We start from the raw sequence: 17,484 nt of genomic DNA on the forward strand, positions 1-17,484 counted from the left end.
GAAGTTGCCGAAGGAGCTTCGTCGATCGCTCGCCTGTACCAACATCGCCGAGAACATGATGGGCACCATTCGCCGCGTCACGCGCAACGTCAAACGCTGGCGGGATGCCGGTATGGCCTTGCGATGGGTCGCGGCCGGCATGATCGAGGCCAACAAGGGCTTCCGACGATTGAAGGCGCATAAGCAATTGTCGGTTCTGCGTGCGGCTCTTCAAGCTCGCCACAATCGCATGACGATCAACCCCGTTGCCCACGTCACGAGGGCCGCGTAACATTCATTCCGGCAACGTCGGCCCGACCTAGTTCAACAGCGATCGGGACATCCCCGGTTTAGGCTTAGGGGAACAAGCTATGTCCGAAGACGACCAAAGACGCGGTCCGATAGACATGGACGCAGTGGCAAAGGCAGTTCTGTCGTTCCCTAAAGAGCAGCCCCCAGTCATCGTGAGCCACGCGGAATTCGCTGCGCTTCGAACTCTCGTGACAGCCATTCTTGCCGCGATGGCTTGGCAACGTGAGGCGTCACAAGCTGGAGCCGGCCAAGCTTGGATCAACGACGTTTCCGCCGTCTGCCAAGACGCGCTCTTGAGAGCTGACGTCAATATCGGGTCGCGCAACGCTGACGATTTCAGGCGAGAAGCAATGGAGTACGTCAACAACATGCTTAAGTCCGTTAGCCTCCCAAACGTGCGGCCTAACTCGGATCACTAGTGGCCTGAGCCGAACGTGATCAAGAATGCTCATTTTGGCTTCCTTCGGTTTCTATTGCCACTTATGCCGCCGCGCGCGCAGCCTTCGGCCGCTTTGGTTTCTTGTTCTTGTACATGGCCACGGCCTCCGTCCATGCCTTCTCGGAGATGTTCGGCGGCTTCTCCCACGTCTTCGGTTTCGGTTTCGGTTTTGGTTTCGGGAGTGCCGGAGACCCCAGAAGCTGAATCAGCCGCCAGCGGATCGCGTTCGCGAGTTGGTCCTCCAGTCCGAGGCCGCGCAACGTCTGCTGGATCTCGAGCAGGGGCACTTCGTCCATCGCGGAGAGCCAGTCCAATCCGCGGTCCGTCCAGGCCTTGTGCATGCAGCTCGAGAGAGCTTGGATAATCAGCACTCTCAATGCCTCGTGGCCGTTTGTCGTTTCCGCGATCGACCGCAGAATCAGGATGACATGCGCGACACCGTCCACGGCGGCGAAGCGCTTTGGATCGGCCCTCCGCAGCATATCGGAACGGCACATGATGAGCTGCAGATACAAGCGCTCGTCCCTACCCAAGTCGGGGATTTCGAGAGAATCTAGAATAGCCTGCAGCCGCCGGAAATATTCCGTCCGCTCGTGAGGCCAGGGTTTTCGTGGCCCAAATTCCTCGGGAGCGCGCGGCCGGCCCCGGCTAGACGGGATATCGTCGCAATCATCGTCGTCATCGCAGGCGCGGCGGGCCATGTGTGCGCTTAGAGGATCTGGACATTCACGGCGCACGAGCGCCCGCTACGATCATCAGTGCCGACCTCATAGCGCACGCGGTCGCCTTCTATCGGGTGAGCCGAGCCACGCGGCAGCATCTTGACGTGGATAAACACGTCCGGGCCTCGTTCGTCAGGCTTGATGAAGCCAAAGCCGCGATCGTCGATCCACTTCTTGATTATTCCGAATGACACTTTCGTTCCTCGTTGAGGTTGTCAGGTTGCGAGCCCGCCGCGCGTTCATCCGGCGTCAGCGGGCCCGCTGGATCAGGTGCAGGCACCCGATCCAATCGCTTGCGTTTCGGATCGGCGGACGACGGCTCAGAGGCGCGCCGCATCGTGACGGTCTTGCTGCGGACGCCGCTCGATAACGCAATGTAACCTCGCGCTCATGCCGGTTAGCTAATTCCCAGTGAACTGGTGGTCGCCTGGCGGCAGAGATCCGAGCCCGTCCGCCGCCGCAGCACCCGTGGCGAACGAGTAGTAGGACGCAAAGATGCTGCTCATCGCCTGCGCCAGCGTATGCCCGTCGAGATTGAGCGATAGATTGACCGGGGCGGGCTTGACCACCACCTGCGCCGGCCCTCCCGCGACCGCGCTCGAGTTGCTTTCTTTCAACGCTTTGATGAAATCTCGCGTTTCCTGTGGGTTCTGCGACTTCGCTGCATTTTTGGCGTAGGACTCCATGAATCCGGCAGCGACACCGAGCACACCGCCAACGCCTGCACCGACGACCGCGCCACCCGGACCGCCTGCCAGGCCATACACCGCGCCAGCGCCAGCGCCGAGGAGCGCGTCACCACCGACGGTGGCGGCGGTGGATGCCTTGTCGCGATCGCCCGCGCCCGGCAGCACGTCGCGGATACCCTCGAGGATCACCTTGAGTTTGCCGAGCGCTGAGTTGATCGGCGGCAGAACATGCTGACCGAGATCCATCATCGTGTTGTTGAATTCGGCGAGCGCAGTGCGGGCCTGCTGTACGGTCGAGCCCTGCGTATAGGCTTGCGAGAACGATCCGTAGCGGCTCTTAAACTCCGGTGAGTTCATTTCTTTCTGTAGCGCTAAGACCTGTTCGCGCACCGCAGGATCGGAAAGCAGTGCAAAGCCGCCCGCGCCCTGCGCACCGAAGAGTTGGCGTTCATAGGCGGCGCGCTTCTCCAGGGGGATCGAGTTGGCCCGTCCGCCCGCGATGTCGAGCATTTTGAGCAGGTCGGGCTTTCCATCGGTGAACCAAGTCGGCTTGTCGTGATCGTCGACCAGACCGAGCGCTTTCAAAGCTTCTTCATGCTTGTGGAAGGCCACCTTCGACATCAACGACGTGCCCGGCATCGCCCGCAAGGCCATCTCGCGCAGCCAGGTGCCAGACTTGGTCGACGTGGCGCCTGCGCGGGTCAGCGCCGTGCCGAGCAAGAGCGTCTGGAGAGGATCGACCTCGAGCCCGGACTGAAGGATCGGCACAGCGTAGCCGGCCGAGCGCTCGATCGACGAGAGCGACGACGGGTTTGACGTCGACAGATACGCGAACGCTGGGGCGAGCTTCTTGATCGCCTGCGGGTCATACTGCTTTGTCATATGGGCCAAGCCGATGAATGACTTCATCGACTCTTCGAGGCTCGAATCCTTCGCCCGCGCTTCGATCCACGCCGCGCGCATCATCTCCGGCAGGACGTCGAGACCATGGCCCGGCGTGCCCTGAAACATCCGGATTTCCTGCAGCGCTGCTTTGCCGGTGTCGTGCAGCGAGTAGCCCGACTCCGCCATCGAGTCCTGCAGGACTTTGCGGAACCTGTTCCGGTTCTCGGCCGTGTTGGCCTCGCCAGAGTGGTAGATCATCTGCCAGACGATGTCTTCCATCTGGGCGGCTTCGTAGGCGCCATAACCGAGCAATCCTGCAGCCGCCGCAGCACCCCCGCGGAAATTGACGTGACCGCCACCGGCGATCGGCACGCTTGGGCCGCCGATGTGGCCACCGCCACCACCGCGCATAAAGCCAGGCTGATGACGGCCGCCACGTCCGCCGCCGCCAGCAGTGAAGCCAGCAGCGCCGCGTGCAGCCGTGGACGCCCGACCTAGCGCGCCATTGGCTGCGGCCGCCTCCTTGGCAACTCGGCCCCAAGATGCAGCCAAAGCATCCGCTTCGCCGATCGCGGCGCCCAGCGCAGGCATCTTGGCCAAGCCAGCCATGCTGGCCTTGGCCTTGTCGATCTCGACGCGGAGCTCGCGGACTTGGCGCAAAATCTTGAGGAGGGTCGGGCTGGCCTCATTTAAGATTTGGAATGTCGCGCCGACGGAAAACGAAGAAATCATTGGATAGTTCTCACTGAATTGAGGCCGGCCGCTATGACAATTTCATCCCGGCGACGACGGATGATTTCAACGAACCGATCCGCGAGTTGCGAGGCTTCGTCTGGCTGCGCACCGCGATCCAGCATGCGCTCCCGCAGGTGAGCGCGGCAGACTTCCAGAAATGCAACTTCGTCCGGAATGTCCAAGAGCATCGTGGCCGCTTCCTCCAGAATACCGAAGCCGTCGAATTCACCGGCCCCGTTATGCAGTTCTGACATTTATGTCCCCAGGATCGGCGCCAATTGCGGCCACGGGTTGTATGGAGGTTTGGCGCCGCCCGCCGCGGTGATGATCACCTGCTGCAGGAAATAATCCGCGGTAACCCCGCTTAACCCGGTTGGTGCAGTCTGGGACGAGCTGTCGGTGCCGGCCCCGGCCCACAGCTGATCGTTGCCAAATGATAGATTGTGCTGTGAACTCGTCGCCGCTGATCCATTCTTGTAGTGAAAGGCGCAGGTGTAGCTCTTGGTGTTGTCCCAATTCTGAGCGAGCGTGAAAACGTCAGAGGTCACGACACCGGCGGCCGATCCATTGATCGTGGCGGCGCCACCAAAGAAGACCTGGACCTGATCGCCGGTGAAGTTGGGGGCGGTCCCACCGGACTGGCCAAACCAGACGCTCGTGATGGACCCGGTTTCAGTGGGGCAGCCGGTGCCAAACCGGAAGACCAACTGGCACTGATTGCCCGTTGCCGCCGACAGATTGGCGGTCACCAACACGACGCGGATATTTTCATTGGAGTTGCCGCCGCCGTCATCGGTGCCGGTCAGTGCGGTGGCATTGAAGACAATCGTCATGATTTCACCCGCGGCGCCAATCCGTTTTGCCCGTGACCTTCTGCGGTGGCCGAGGCGTCGTGAGCGCCTTGTCCTTCGCGTTGAGGGCGGCTTGGTCGCCTTGCGCCATCGGCACCGGCCGCTTGGTCGGGACAGATTGCGGACGTGGGCGCGCGGGGCCAAGGCCCTGGCTCGGATCGTTTTTCGCGCTCATCTGATTTTCCCTTCTATTTAGGCCTGATAGCCGAACGCATTGGCGACAACACTCGTGTTGCCGGCGCCGAGGGCGGGGCAGCTAACGACAATCGCCGTGTTGCCCGTGCTTGCCGGGAGCGGCGGATCGAAGCTGATCACAATCGGCGTGAATGGGGCTGTCGCGCTAGATGCCGCGATGAATAACGGATAGGTCAGCGTAACACCGACCAAGCCGCTGACGGTCACCTGGACAGTTGTTTGGCTGGTCGCACCTAGACCGTGAACACTAAATCCACCGATGTGTGTGACGAGGCCGGCCGCAGCTGGCAGCGTTGCAGTAGCGACCGCATTGGCAACGTTGCCAGACGATGCGGCGACGGCGGGCCTGGAATTGGAATAGATATGATGGCTCATTTCATTTTCCTTCTAAATTATGCGTCGACGAGCTTGGCCTTGCCATCGGACACAGCCCGCATCCACTCAGCCGCCTGTGCGGGATCAGCTGCAGCGAGCTGATCACGGGTGATGACCTCCGGCGTGTTGTCGTGAACGATGCCGGTTTCCTTCGAGATCAGGCCCTCAACGAAGGTGATCGCGTCTTCGATGACGGCCGCATGTCGCTCCTCTATCGCGAATTGCTTATGCTGCGGCCCAAACGCAGCTTGCTCCGCCGACTCCCTGACCTGTTCGATTTGATGATCGGACAATCCGGTCATGATCGGCATGGGCGCATTCAAAATTGCCCGCATGGCCTCCGGAGTGGCGGTGGCCGCGCGCAAACGCTCTCCCAGCGGCAATGACCTGACGTAATCGACGATCTGCCGGCGCGCCTCTTGATCGTAGCGATCCTCACGGTCGATCTCGGGCAGTCGGAGGTTCTTTTTACGGCTCTCAATGCCAGCGTGCACGACTTGAGAGCGCGACTTAAGCTGCGCGAGATGCTCGCCGGGTCCACCCTTCATCAGTTCGGCCAGGCGTTCGCTTCGGCCAAAGTCGGACAGCCGCTTGTCAGAACGGATGTCGGCCGCCTTCTGCTGCGCGTTCGTCAAGATGGCGAAGGCCGTCTCGACAATCTCGCGGTGCTCCTTGGCGCTCTCCGGAAAATGTTTCAAAAAATTCTCTTTCATCTCTTGTCTCCTGTCTCTTGTCTTGGGGGCTTAGCACCGGCCAGTGTTAGGTGCTGTCTGACTTCGGCCTGCAGGCGGTCGACGACACCTCGATCATGCGGGGCGCCGAGGACCATCTCAGCGATTGTGACCTCGGCGATTTGCTGCTTGGAAGCCGCCGAGATGACGTGATAGCGCTGCACCGCCGACAGTTTGCGCGCCCGAATCTGGCGACGAAACTTTTGCTTCAAGTCCTCGAAACGCCGCAGCGCCTGACTCATTCGAGTCCCGCCTTCCTGCGCCGCTCGCGCTCGCACTTGAACCACATCAAATCGCGGCCGGAAAGTTGGCGGTGCTCAAAGGCCTTTTCGGCGGCTTTATAATTGTCTTCCTCGTCGGTGGGCGCCGGTGCGAAACCCCATCTAAAAAAGTGATCCAAGGAAACCACTCGCGTCGTGTTGCGTGAGCTGCCCAGCGCGTTCACCATCACGCCCGCGACGCTGGTTGCAATATCGTCATGACCGTGCGGCGGGTGTGAAACGGTGTCCTTATTGGTCCGACTTGTTCGCCTTTCAAGCGAGATCAGCTGCGCCAATAGTCGTTTGTGGTCGAGCAATTGGACGCTACCGGCGTTCACCATGGGCAAGAACTCGAGATACAAATCCGATGTGGTCTTTTCGGATGTCTCATAGTGAATCCCGCGCTTCGAGAACTGTTCGCGTGGCCACATGCCACCGTAGCGGTCGCCCTTGACCCTTCTGACGCCATAAGCCTTTAGCAGCGCGCAAAATTCCTCGACCACATCTTCCGGCGAAAAAGGCGGACGACGCTCTCGCACGGCATCCAGGACCACAACGCCACCTTCAACATGCGCGACGGCTATCGTCATGCTGTCGGCGCTGCCACCGGACGGATCGCAAAATGCGACACAGTTGGCGCTAGGGGCCTTCGGCAGCTCGAGACGGCTGGCGACCGTGACGGCCGCAATGGCCTCTCTGCTGAATAGAGTCTCGACGTCGGTTCGGAACTGTGCACCGTATTCCGCACCGGCCGAGGCAGCGTCATCTTCATAGGCCTGAGCGACGAAGCTTTCCGGCACGCTCGGATTCATCGTCCTGGTGTCGGCCTGCCAGACCAAGGTCGGACTATCGTTCCGACCGTAGTGGCGCTCGTAGTCGGCCCAGAGGATGCCCTTCCGGCTATATGGCGAGCTGGCGATGAGCATCCGCGCCATCGGGATCGTGGCCATCGCCGGCTTCAATGCCGCGATGATTTCGGTGTCAGGATTGGCGCTGTCGTCGCTTTGCCAGAAGGCGGCTTCGTCGCAGAGCGCGACGGCAACAGTTCTACCGCGAATGCTTCTCCACGAGGCGGTCTGGATCTCGATCGTGACGCTGTTGTTCAGCTCAATCGTGTCGAGGGTCTCGCGCTCAATCATGCCGGCGAGTAGGGGGATGCCGAGCATGCCGCGGAGATACTTGAAGATGACGCCGGCCTGCTTGCGGTCCGCCGCCACGATCACGATGGTCGCGCGCTCGCCGCCAGTGAGGTAGGGAGACCAGTCGTAGAAACAGCCCAGGAAGGCTGCGATCAGCGCCATGACAAGCGACTTGCCGCCGCGGCGCCCGATCACGAGCGTGGCGAACAGGTAGCCCGCGACGTTGGGCGAATCTCGACCGGTACAGCTCTTGAAGAGCTCCAACTCGGCCTCGTCGAGAGGCAGGCCGAACATGACTTTCAGAAAACAGAACCACGCGGCCCAGCTCTGCCGGTCGCGGAACCAGGGACCAAAAATCTGCGGGTCCAGGCAGGCGTCGATGATCGTAATGGGGGGCTTGGAGTGCGAGGTCATGTCGCCTCAGAAGTCTCCGCCTCAGCGGCCCCGCCGTACTTGCGGGCGACGTAATCGGCGACGCTCTCCGCCTCCGGCTTGCGCCTGTCTGCCTTCGTGCGGAGCGTTGCGAGGGCCCTGCGGGCCTCACTGGAAATGCGAACGAGCTGATCGGTATCGACCGGTGCTCCCTTGACGATATCAGCTTGGAGTTTTTCGGACTGGAGCTGGAGCCCCACCGCCTGACGTAGCAAAGCCTGGTCGGCCTCACTCAGTGCGCCGCCCAATTCTTCGGCGTAGGCGGCGAGCAAATACCGGAACCGCCGCCCTGAGGGCGAACGCAGGTCAACGCCCGGCATCAAACGGGTGCCATTGCTGAGCTTGTCCCGCAGGTTCGTGCATACTCGACGCTGTGCTTGCATGTTTCGCGCATTGTTTCCGTGAACCATGCATGAATTGTGTACTAATCCGCATAATAATGCAAGCGATCCACAAGGCATAGCGTCATCACGACCGCGTGACACCATCCCTTGTGATGGCGGGATTGGTGGGCACGGAACCTGGAACCCCGGCCGGCGTTTTACGGGCATGAAGGACATGCGGGCCCATCTCGAACTGCTCCGCGGGCAAATCGCCGAATGCGAGCGCCTTCGGGCGAGCGCGAAGAGCGAAACCAGGCGCAACATCTACACGAGGCTGCTCGCCCGCTATCGAGCTATCGCTTTCGAGCTGGAGCAGGCGATCGCAAAGATGCCTCCGACACCTTCGTCGGCCGCAAGACCAAAGGGCCGCAGTCCTCACTGAAGGTGCAAGTGTCAGAAAGCGAACCGAGGGGAGCCCCGAGACTCGATTAGCCTACCGGCGCGCTCACATCGGAGGGGACTGCCGTGGAAGCTTTCACGCTCGCAGCTGATGGCATCGCGATCATCGCCTTCGCGCGGTGATGGTCGCTAGACAGCGACCGCCTCGGCGCGCGCCCCGAGGCCGATGGCCGTCGTCAGGCTAAGCGCAAAAGCGGGGCCAGGCCCGCTGATGGGGATGGGCATCCATGGGCGAAATGGTTCTGTTACTGGCCGGGACCGGGCTCGCCGTGGTTGGCGCCATCGTCGCGCTGTTTGAGGCCATAGCCGCGCACGAGCGCAGGCTGGCGGCCCGTCGAGGTGCTGATCAGGATGGGGAGCTTAGGCGGCCTTCTGAGCGCGCTTAGCGATCTTGGCGACGGTGGCACGGCTGCATCCGTTGGCGTCCTGCACGGCCGGGGCCGCCAGCGCATGGCGCGGGCCAAAGCGGACCGCGGGAAATGCCGCGCGGCGGTCCATCATTCGGCCAAGATTGGTCGGCGATCTCGAGCTTGAGCGAGAGGGCGTGAAGTAAAATGCAGGATTTCCCGCACATCTACCGATGGGACCGACAAGACCGCAAAGGCCAATTGTGCCGTGTTCTCGCGCGAGGGAAGATGAACAGTTGCCTCGTTGAATTTCCTGACGGCTACCGCATGGTGACTAGCCGAAATGCGATAGGCATAGCCCCGGCGGCTCAGTTTCGGAGAGCGCTACTTGGCCCGCTTCAGGCGGCGCTTGCCTCGAAAGGGCGCGGCTGATCTTTCACCACCCGCTGCACAACTGATGTGCCGATCCCGAGCTCCCGGCCGATCTTCAGTATGCCCACGCCGTCCTTGTGGAGGCGCAGGATGCGCCTTTCCAGCTCGGGCCTGCTCATGCCCCAGCGCTTCTCGTCCTCGCTCCGCTCGACCTTGCCTTTGCTGTCGGGCTTCTTGTGGCCGCGGCCCAGCTTGATGCCGCCGGCCTTGGCCCTCGCAAGCCCGGCATTGACGCGCTCGACGATCATGGATCGCTCGAACTCAGCGAAGACGCCGCACATCTGGAACATGGCGCGACCGGACGGTGTGGTCGTGTCGATCGCCTGCTGATGCAGATACAGATTGCACTGAAGGGCCTGTAGTTCATTCAGGAAGCCGACCAAGTGCTGCAGACTGCGGCCGAGCCGATCGACGGACCAGGCGGCGATCATGTTGATACGCCGCGCTGTGGCGTCCTTAAGCAGCCTGTCGAAGCCAGGGCGTTTCTCCCGGCCGTTACGGCCAGAGATGCCGGCATCCTCATAGATATCGACAATCTCCCAGCCAGAGCGGGCCGCCACCGCCTCGAGCTCGCGGCGCTGGTTCTCTGTGGTCTGACCGTCGGTGCTGACCCTGAGATAGATTCCGACGCGCTTGTTCATGGCCGCAGCCCTCCGATTGGGATCGCTGCATCATACCCTAAGCCATACCGAAAACAACTGTCTTGTGTATGGTCTTTCATCGAGCAAATTCGTCAACGATATCCGTACGCATCACGCGTCATTTTCGGGTGGGTTTTCGGTATAGACCGCCAAACACGGCTACACGGCGAGGGCTTTGCTTGCGAGGAAACCGACCAACCTCCCGCGCGTTGTCTCGGAGCGCGGCCCCTTCGGCGAGGCCGCGCGCCTGCCGTCGTCGCCTGTGTCCTCATTCGCGGGCGGCGGCGGTGCGGCCGCGCGCAACCAACCATGCTGCGCCGAGGAAGGTGGCAGGAATTTTTTCCCATGCGCGCCTGCGCGTTGGGGGCCAAAAAACGGCCCCGGTCGCTAGGGGAGCGTGAAGCCGGGGCCGGTAGGTAGTTGCCTGATCCCAAGCTCGGACCAAAGCGAGAGCAAGATTACTCCAACGCTCGCCGATTCTGTGTTCGGTTCAGCACTTTTGGATTACGGAAAGCTGGAGGAACCTAGTACGCCGCCCCGTTACCCAAGTCACAAGCCTGCGCTGCTTGGCTTGGTTGAAGCCCATTCACAGCCGCGTCTCGCTTCGCCTCTTGTCCCATTTGCGTCGGCGGTCGAGATACCGATTTGTGGCCTCGCCCTCGCCCTCAAGCCTGAGCCGGAATGACGCTTCCCAGCTTCTCAGGTCTCTGTCTGGCCTGAATGATCCGTAGAAACGGGTTGCGGTGGAGGTCATGCTCCTGACGTATCCTGGCCAAAATCTCTCTAACGTTCGCTGCACGGTCTTGCGGTTGGTCGAGAGGTTCATGGTCTTATGGTGGCCGGTGTCCCGCACCTTGCGGATCAGCTCTATTGCCTTGTCGACGGCATCTTGCGGTAACGCGGCGCGGGCGGTGGCGGTGGTCGGCTTCGATGGTGATGTCTTCCCCAAACAAACCTCTTCCTTCGGCTGGATGGTCTTGGAAGGTTTTTGTTTGCTTGAAGAATTGAGAGCGGGGGTAATTTCGGCCTGTTCCCGCGCCGCGTGAGTGTCTTGCGTTACGCTTAATTGCGTCACGCTACCTACGTCCTTCTTAAAGGAAGCGGACGGGGTTTTCCGTAACGCGCGGCGGCGCTTCATGCGCTCAGCGGCTTGGGCGTTGGTTCGGGCCTTCATCTCATCAGGCGAGAGTCCCAAGGACGGCCTGCCGGGCTTGGCGCTGGTGCTATTCCTGGATCGGCGACGGCGGGCTCGTTCGGCGTCCGTTGCGCGTTTGAGGGCCTTGCGCTTGGCTCGGCTATCATCGTCATTGGCGCCGATCCAGCGACGGCAATTCATGGCGATGCAATCGTCTAGTGAGACGTCCAGGACATAGGCGGAATGGTCGTGGCTCCAGTTCTTGTTGGAGGTCCGGACGTATTCCACGAGGGTTTTGATGTCGGCCGCGGTGAACCAAGAAGGCGCCAGCTTCTCAATCCAACGGCGGACACCGCGAATCGGTCCAGATGGGTTGGCCACAAAGGCTTGGTCCGCGAGCCATTTGATGATGGCCCGGCCGCGATCGTTCTGCGGTATCTCTTTCAGACCGCGATGGGCAAGCCATGCCTGGATGACGTGGCGCAACCGGCCACGAGCGGCAATGACGTAGTTATCGTCATCTAGCTCGATTTCAGGGAAAGGGACGGCGTTTAGGAATTCATTTGGATTGATCGAGATGGTCATCGTTGGCCCTCAGTTTGAGAGGGCAGCGAACGACCTTGCTTTCTTGGTCCCGTTCTGGCATTTGAAGTGTGTTCATACTTCGATGACCCTCTTAGTGTGAATCCGCTCTTGGTGGTGCTTGAGCGTCGGTGAAAAATTCTCAGACGCGCCCTCGGTTGATCGCCGGGGGCGTTTCGTTTAGGGCGGCCGTGCGTGCGTCCGCCGCCGCCATGTGTCGACGGCGAGGTTGCGCGCCTCAAACGCGGGCGCGTCGTCGCTCCAGCCAACGGACCAACCGCCGGCTTCGTGCCAAACGATCGGCTCCATTGGATAAGCCACTGCAGTCAGCGGCTCGGCGGGCGTGCGCGGGCGGGGGAAGCGGATGCGGCGGACGATGCTCATCGAACATCTCCGGAACAAATTCCCCGGATTTTCCCCGTCTCGGCGCGTCGTGTTGCCGAGTCGTTCCGTGTCGAAACGTCATGAAGCAGGGATCGGCGCTGGCCTAAATCCCTTTGTTTTGTAGGGATTTCCTGCTTTTCCAGGGAGCCAAAAAAGTTGCGGCCAGCCATTGGGGGATGGCTGGCCGCGCGCGAACCGGTCTGGGACGGGGAGGGGTGGGGATGTGACCGGGTCGCGTAACTCGTCCTCTCGTAACTACTGATCTCTTGCGCTGGCGGTGGAGACCGCCGGCTTGGTATCGCCGAGCGAGACCCAGACGTTGGGATCGCTCTGCGACTGGCGCTTGACGAAGCGGTAGCCGGTCTCCGTCCAGGCCACGACGTTCTCGTTCTGATTGTCGAGAACGTACTCGCCCTTGTCGGTCTTCACCGTCAGCACCGCGTGTCCTTCGCCCTTCTTGTCGCGCACGACGGTGATGAGCAGGGCCTCTCGCGGCCATCCGGCATCGATCAGCATCTTGCGCTTCAACAGCACGTAGTCTTCACAGTCGCCGTAACCGTCCGTCGGCAGCGACCACTTCTCGATCACGCCCCAGTGCTCCTGGTCGGTCAAAGGCTTGATGGTCTCGTTGACCCACCGATTGACCTTGACGAGGTCGCGCCATGCCGACTGCGACATCACGATGTCGCGCGGCTGTGTCGGCCCGCCCTGGCATTGGGCAGTATTCTCTGCACAGAACTCGACCCAGCCGATCGGCGCACGCGTGGTGTCGCCGAGGCTCGCGTAGAGCAGGCGGCTTTCACCGGCCTGCACTGTCGCGCTGATCCCGAAGAGCATGGCGGCGATCGCCAGCCCTTTGCCCTGTCCCTTGAAGTCGAACATCGTGGCCCCCGTTTCTTGTTGGGACCACATTTCGCACGGAGCTTTTGAGTTGGCGCTAAGTCAGCCAAGTCAAGTCGAGACGAATACAAGTAAAATGCACAGCGAATTCGATCTATACTTGAATAGTATTCGCGTAAAATTTGAAATGACTGCTATTGATTCAAATTGTACGCATTAACGCGGAATCATCGGTGGAACTGCCGTTTCCGCGCGCACGGCGTCCGCGCGTTAACCGCCAAAACCGCCAACACCTCACGCGAAAAAGGCGGCGTTCGCATTGCGAAGGCCGCCTTCGGGGCTGGAAAAGCAGGGGTTTTGTCGCGTTTGCGCTTTACCGCGCGGTAACGCTCTCTTCGAGAGTCTCGGCCGGCTGCTCGTGGATGAATTCGAGCGCGAAGCCGTCTTCGAGGTTTCGCACCACGCGGCCCTGGACGCGGCCGAGCATGACCATCGATTTCAGCGACGGCCGGTTCTCCGCCGCGATGGCCGCACCGGACAGCGAGAGGTCGATGATGCGGCAAGTCATCTTGGTGCCGTCCTCGAGCGTCAGCACCGCGATCGGGTTGCGCGGCACGATACGGTCGTGGCGGCGATCCTCCGGCAGGTTGAGGATGTCGCGGTTGGCGAGCCAGGTGAGCTGGGCGGCGAGCTTGTCCCGCTTGCGGGGCGTTGCCCCGATCGTCATGGCGAAGCCGTTGTCGATGATCCGGGTGATCTTGCCCTCGACGCGGCCGATATGGTCGAGATAGGCGACCACGCGGTCGCCGACATTACCGATGCCGGGCGCCAAAAGCGCCAGCCCGCCCGGCGACATGTTGATCACCTGGCAGGGGAATTCACGGCGGTCCGGCAGCATGTAGCGGCCGAGCAGGTGGACTTTCACCCGCTGGAATCGCCGACGTTCCTCGGCGGCCGGAAGAAATTTCTTGTTCGCCAACGCCATCTTCACTACCCGACCCCCGCCCGGGCGGAGTCCGTACGACCCTAAGGCGCATAGGGTTAACGCGCGGTTATGATTGCGAGCCGGCGGCCGGAATGGTTGGGCCGGGTCGGCGTCGGAGGGCGAGGATGCGCTCGAAAAGCCACATCAGCGGCGGGCAGGCCATCACGGTGAGGGCGCCCAAGTCGAGCGCAACTCCCGCACCTCCTCCCCATTTGGCGAGCCGCCCGGCGACCGCCGGCCCCAGCATCATCGCGGCATAAAAGAGTGTGTAGAACACCCCCATCCCGATCGCCCGGGTTTCCGGCCCCAGCACCCGGGCCGGCAGGCTCATGATCGGGCCGGCCGGAAAGCCGCTGGCGAGGCCGATGAGGACGAGGATCGCGATCACTGCATCCGACCTGGGCAGCGAGGCCAGCAGCAGCGCGACGATGAGGCTTGCCACGATTGCAAGCGTCAACGGCCGCTTGAAGCGATCGGCGAGATAGCCGCCCGTCGGTACCGAGAGCACCGACAGCCACATCACCACGCTAATGGCGGATCCCGCGGCGGCGATGCCCCAGCCGCGCTCGGCCAGCAGCGAGGGGCCGAACGAGAAGATCATTGCGAAGCCGACATTATAGAGGCCCCAGATCAGGCCCGCGACGATCACCGCCAGCAGCGCAGGTCGATCGAGACGCGCCGCGGCTGCGGCGGGTGCGGTTGTCGTTGGCGGCGGCTGATAGAACGCGATCAGCACGATGCCGATCGCGGTCAATGCGCCTGCTGACAGAAACACCGCGCCGGCGCCATATGCCGTGCCGATCGCCGGCAGCACCAGCAGCGAGATTCCGACGCCGGCCGGCCAGGAGTTGACGAAGATCGCCATCGCCGTCGCGATCTCCTTTCCGGCAAACCAGTCGGTGCCCATCTTGGTGAGCTGCACCGTGAGCAGCACGCCGCCGGCGCCGGAGGCGAGCCGACCCGCCATCTGCCACCCCCAGACGTCCGTCACGGCCATCACGAGGCTGCCGGCCGTCATCAGCAGCAGCGCCGCAATGGTCGTGGGCTTGTCGCCAAAGGTGCGTCCGATCGCGCCGCCCGGCAGCGCCAGCACGACACCCGGCGTGAAATAGAGCCCGATCAGGATGCCGATATCGGCGAGGCCAACGCCAAAGGTCTGTTGAAGCAGCGGCGCGACCGCGGCCACGCTCTGGAATTGGAATGCGATGGTGAGGCGAACCACGAACAGGATCGCAAGAATGCCCCAGCGATTGCGCAACGCCTCACCCTCCAGCCGCTGTGGCGAGCGTGCGGTCGCGAGAGGCCGGTGTCAACGGCGTGAGGCTGCGTCCTTACGCCTTCTTGGCCGCGCGCTGATAGAGCAGCAGCAGCAGCGCCAATAGCACCGCGGCCGAGAGGCCGAGCGACCAGTGGATGCCGATCGCCGCGCCGAACAGCCCCACGGTGATGCCGCTGAACGCCCGCATCCCGAGCCCTGCCATGTTGTAAAGGCCGACGACGCGGCCGCGGATGTCAAGCGGCGCATTCAACTGCACCAGCGCCTGCGCCATCGTGTTGAACGACAGCTCGAAAAAGCCCGCGGCAAACAGCAATACGATTGCAGCAGGATAGATCCGCATCGAGGCGAAGCCGAGCAGCGCCACGCTCCACAGCATCGCGAGCGTGATCGCGGTGCGCGGCGTGCCCTTGAGTCGTCCCCAGGATTCGAGCGCGATGCCGGCGAGCAGGGCGCCGGCGGCGTCGGCAGCGAGCAGCACGCTATAGGAGACGCCGGGATCGCCATGCCCGAGATCGCCGGCGAAGCCCGGCATTTGGGCGTGATAGGCGTTGCCGATCATGAAGGAGGTGAGGCCGGCAAGCCACGTCATTGCGGTCAGGACCGGCTGGGTGCCGATGGCGCGAATGGTGAGGAGGATGTCGGCGAGGCCGCGGACGGCGAAGCGCCGCACCGCGACGCTCTTGTCGCGCACCGGCGCCCAGAACAGCCAGAGCAGCAGCGGCAGGTAGAACAGCGTATTGAAGATGATGCCGTGCGAGGTGCCGAGCGTCAGCATGATGACGCCGCCGACGGCCGGACCGACCAAAATGCCGAGATAGCGTGCCATTGCGTTGAGCCGCACCGCGCTCGGCAGGTCGGCCGGGCCGACAAGGTCGTAGAGCAGGAGCTGGTTCGGCGTCTGCCACAACACGCCGGCGCAGCCGTGGATCACGAGCAGCAGCATCGCGTGCCACATCTGAATGGTGTCGGTGATGAAGAAGAACCCCCATCCGCTCGACGCCACGATGAACAGCAGCATGCCGCACTGGATGATGCGGCGCGGATCGAACCGGTCGGCGAGCCCGCCGACGGCGACCGAGAACAGCAGGAATGGCAGCCAGTGCGACAGCACCGCAAAACCCGCCAGCGCCGGCGAATGGAATTTCTGGAACACCACCCAATAGCTGATCACATGCTCGATGTTGTCGGCCATCATCGCGAGCACGTAAGCCACGAACTGGAGGCGGTAGGGCACGGACTTCATGGCCGCGAACGAGCCGGACGCGACCACGGGATTTTGGGGGAGGGGATTCACTCGATCACCTGGGCAGGAGTTGGGCGGGCCTTACACGTTCGCCGCTGAGTGCTCAAGACACTTGGGTGTGTGGAGCACGTAGCCCGGATGGAGCGTAGCGAAATCCGCGGCCGCCGGCCCCGCATTCCGCTCCGCTTCATGCGGGCTACGAGACTGCAACGCGCGTCGTAAGATTTGGAAGCCAAACGTGAGTTGCGACTCTCACTGCCGGCTCCCAATGTGCCGCCGGCTGGGAAGGGCACAATGACCAAAGCGATCATATTCGATTTTGACGGCGTCATCGCCGACAGCGAGGTGCTGTCCAACACCGTGCTGGCCGAGATCGTGACCGAGCTGGGCGTGCCGACGACGGTCGAGGACGCCTATCGCGACTACATGGGCAAGCGGTTTCACGAGGTGATTGCAGCAATCGAGACCGCGGTCGGCCGAACGCTGCCGCCGGCGTTCGGCGAGCACTATCAGGATCGCACCTTGACGCGGTTCAGGCTCGAGCTCTCGCCGATCGCGGGCGTGCGGGATTTCATCTCGAAATTCGCCGAGCTGTCCCGCTGCATCGCCTCGTCCTCCTCGCCGGACCGGCTCGCCGTCTGTCTCGATGTCCTGGACATGGTTTCGCTGTTCGAGGGACGGGTGTTCAGCGCCTCCAACGTCGCGCGAGGCAAGCCGCATCCGGACATTTTCCTGCATGCCGCCGCCGAGATCGGCGTGTCGCCGCGCGACTGCATCGTCATCGAGGACAGCGCGAGTGGCGTCATCGCCGGGCGCGCGGCGGGCGCAACGGTGATTGGACTACTGGCTGCAGGGCACATCCGCCAGGGCCATGCCGCTACACTCAAGGATGCTGGCGCGCACTACATCGCTGCGGACTATGTCGAGGTCGAGCGGATCGTCGGAAGCCTGCTCGCCGGCTAGAACTCATCCGCCGTAGCCCGGATGGAGCGCCGCGAAATCCGGGACCGCCGGCCCCGCATTCCGTTTCACTTCATGCGGGCTACGAATAACCAACTTGGCGAGACCGCGCATCTCACATACGCTGCTC

19 protein-coding genes and 1 pseudogene are annotated in these 17,484 nt (G+C 62.3%); 2 read left to right on the forward strand and 18 right to left on the reverse strand.

Features of this window, described 5'->3' with window-relative positions:
* Positions 1-271 (forward strand): annotated as a pseudogene (locus tag K289_RS45340) (IS256 family transposase); the annotation flags it as partial.
* A gap of 500 nt (positions 272-771) precedes the next feature.
* Here the strand turns inward: K289_RS45340 and K289_RS0127985 are convergent.
* The 18 genes from K289_RS0127985 to K289_RS0128095 all read right to left on the reverse strand — a co-directional run bounded on the left by K289_RS0127985 (position 772) and on the right by K289_RS0128095 (position 16,445).
* Positions 772-1,431: a hypothetical protein gene (locus K289_RS0127985; RefSeq protein ID WP_027554541.1), complete on the reverse strand. Its 660-nt coding sequence runs from the start codon at positions 1,429-1,431 to the stop codon at positions 772-774.
* Positions 1,432-1,439: 8 nt separating this feature from the next.
* Complete coding sequence (locus tag K289_RS49060) at positions 1,440-1,646, reverse strand: cold-shock protein (RefSeq protein ID WP_027554542.1); 207 nt, start codon at positions 1,644-1,646, stop codon at positions 1,440-1,442.
* 207 nt (positions 1,647-1,853) lie between these two features.
* Positions 1,854-3,758: a phage tail tape measure protein gene (locus K289_RS0128000; RefSeq protein WP_027554543.1), complete on the reverse strand. Its 1,905-nt coding sequence runs from the start codon at positions 3,756-3,758 to the stop codon at positions 1,854-1,856.
* The gene (locus tag K289_RS0128005; protein ID WP_027554544.1) at positions 3,755-4,015 is read right to left on the reverse strand and encodes a hypothetical protein; all 261 of its coding nucleotides are present in this window, start codon (positions 4,013-4,015) and stop codon (positions 3,755-3,757) included. The genes K289_RS0128000 and K289_RS0128005 overlap by 4 nt, the downstream gene beginning before the upstream one ends.
* Complete coding sequence (locus tag K289_RS0128010; RefSeq protein ID WP_027554545.1) at positions 4,016-4,594, reverse strand: hypothetical protein; 579 nt, start codon at positions 4,592-4,594, stop codon at positions 4,016-4,018.
* 4 nt (positions 4,595-4,598) lie between these two features.
* The gene (locus tag K289_RS0128015; protein WP_027554546.1) at positions 4,599-4,787 is read right to left on the reverse strand and encodes a hypothetical protein; all 189 of its coding nucleotides are present in this window, start codon (positions 4,785-4,787) and stop codon (positions 4,599-4,601) included.
* Positions 4,788-4,804: 17 nt separating this feature from the next.
* The gene (locus tag K289_RS0128020) at positions 4,805-5,182 is read right to left on the reverse strand and encodes a hypothetical protein (protein ID WP_027554547.1); all 378 of its coding nucleotides are present in this window, start codon (positions 5,180-5,182) and stop codon (positions 4,805-4,807) included.
* 17 nt (positions 5,183-5,199) lie between these two features.
* Entirely contained in the window at positions 5,200-5,895 is a 696-nt protein-coding gene (locus K289_RS0128025; protein WP_035686041.1) for a hypothetical protein, read from the reverse strand.
* On the reverse strand, positions 5,892-6,155 hold the full coding sequence (locus tag K289_RS0128030; protein ID WP_027554549.1) for a hypothetical protein: 264 nt from the start codon (positions 6,153-6,155) through the stop codon (positions 5,892-5,894). The genes K289_RS0128025 and K289_RS0128030 overlap by 4 nt, the downstream gene beginning before the upstream one ends.
* On the reverse strand, positions 6,152-7,726 hold the full coding sequence (locus K289_RS45350) for a hypothetical protein (protein WP_063614204.1): 1,575 nt from the start codon (positions 7,724-7,726) through the stop codon (positions 6,152-6,154). Before K289_RS45350 ends, K289_RS0128030 begins: the two co-directional genes overlap by 4 nt.
* Positions 7,723-8,127: a hypothetical protein gene (locus K289_RS45355; protein ID WP_051310882.1), complete on the reverse strand. Its 405-nt coding sequence runs from the start codon at positions 8,125-8,127 to the stop codon at positions 7,723-7,725. The genes K289_RS45350 and K289_RS45355 overlap by 4 nt, the downstream gene beginning before the upstream one ends.
* A gap of 1,144 nt (positions 8,128-9,271) precedes the next feature.
* Positions 9,272-9,946 (reverse strand): recombinase family protein, encoded by a 675-nt coding sequence (locus tag K289_RS0128060; protein WP_027554550.1) that lies wholly within the window; start codon positions 9,944-9,946, stop codon positions 9,272-9,274.
* 586 nt (positions 9,947-10,532) lie between these two features.
* Entirely contained in the window at positions 10,533-11,666 is a 1,134-nt protein-coding gene (locus K289_RS0128070) for a hypothetical protein (protein ID WP_027554551.1), read from the reverse strand.
* Between the two features lie 177 nt (positions 11,667-11,843).
* A complete protein-coding gene (locus tag K289_RS0128075; RefSeq protein ID WP_027554552.1) occupies positions 11,844-12,047 on the reverse strand; it encodes a hypothetical protein in 204 nt (67 codons plus the stop codon).
* A 255-nt stretch (positions 12,048-12,302) separates the two neighbouring features.
* On the reverse strand, positions 12,303-12,929 hold the full coding sequence (locus K289_RS0128080) for a transglutaminase-like cysteine peptidase (protein WP_027554553.1): 627 nt from the start codon (positions 12,927-12,929) through the stop codon (positions 12,303-12,305).
* Between the two features lie 331 nt (positions 12,930-13,260).
* Positions 13,261-13,872, reverse strand: a complete 612-nt coding sequence (locus tag K289_RS0128085) for a PilZ domain-containing protein (protein WP_027554554.1) — start codon at positions 13,870-13,872, stop codon at positions 13,261-13,263.
* Positions 13,873-13,939: 67 nt separating this feature from the next.
* Positions 13,940-15,130 carry an MFS transporter gene (locus K289_RS45365; protein WP_051310884.1) on the reverse strand — a complete coding sequence of 397 codons (1,191 nt, stop codon included), beginning with the start codon at positions 15,128-15,130 and terminating at the stop codon, positions 13,940-13,942.
* A gap of 73 nt (positions 15,131-15,203) precedes the next feature.
* Positions 15,204-16,445 (reverse strand): MFS transporter, encoded by a 1,242-nt coding sequence (locus K289_RS0128095; protein WP_027554555.1) that lies wholly within the window; start codon positions 16,443-16,445, stop codon positions 15,204-15,206.
* 243 nt (positions 16,446-16,688) lie between these two features.
* Between K289_RS0128095 and K289_RS0128100 the strand changes: the two genes are divergently transcribed.
* Complete coding sequence (locus tag K289_RS0128100; RefSeq protein WP_027554556.1) at positions 16,689-17,357, forward strand: HAD family phosphatase; 669 nt, start codon at positions 16,689-16,691, stop codon at positions 17,355-17,357.
* The last annotated feature ends 127 nt before the right edge of the window (positions 17,358-17,484 follow it).

Source organism: Bradyrhizobium sp. Cp5.3 (genome assembly GCF_000426265.1).
GTDB classification, from domain to species: Bacteria; Pseudomonadota; Alphaproteobacteria; order Rhizobiales; family Xanthobacteraceae; genus Bradyrhizobium; species Bradyrhizobium neotropicale.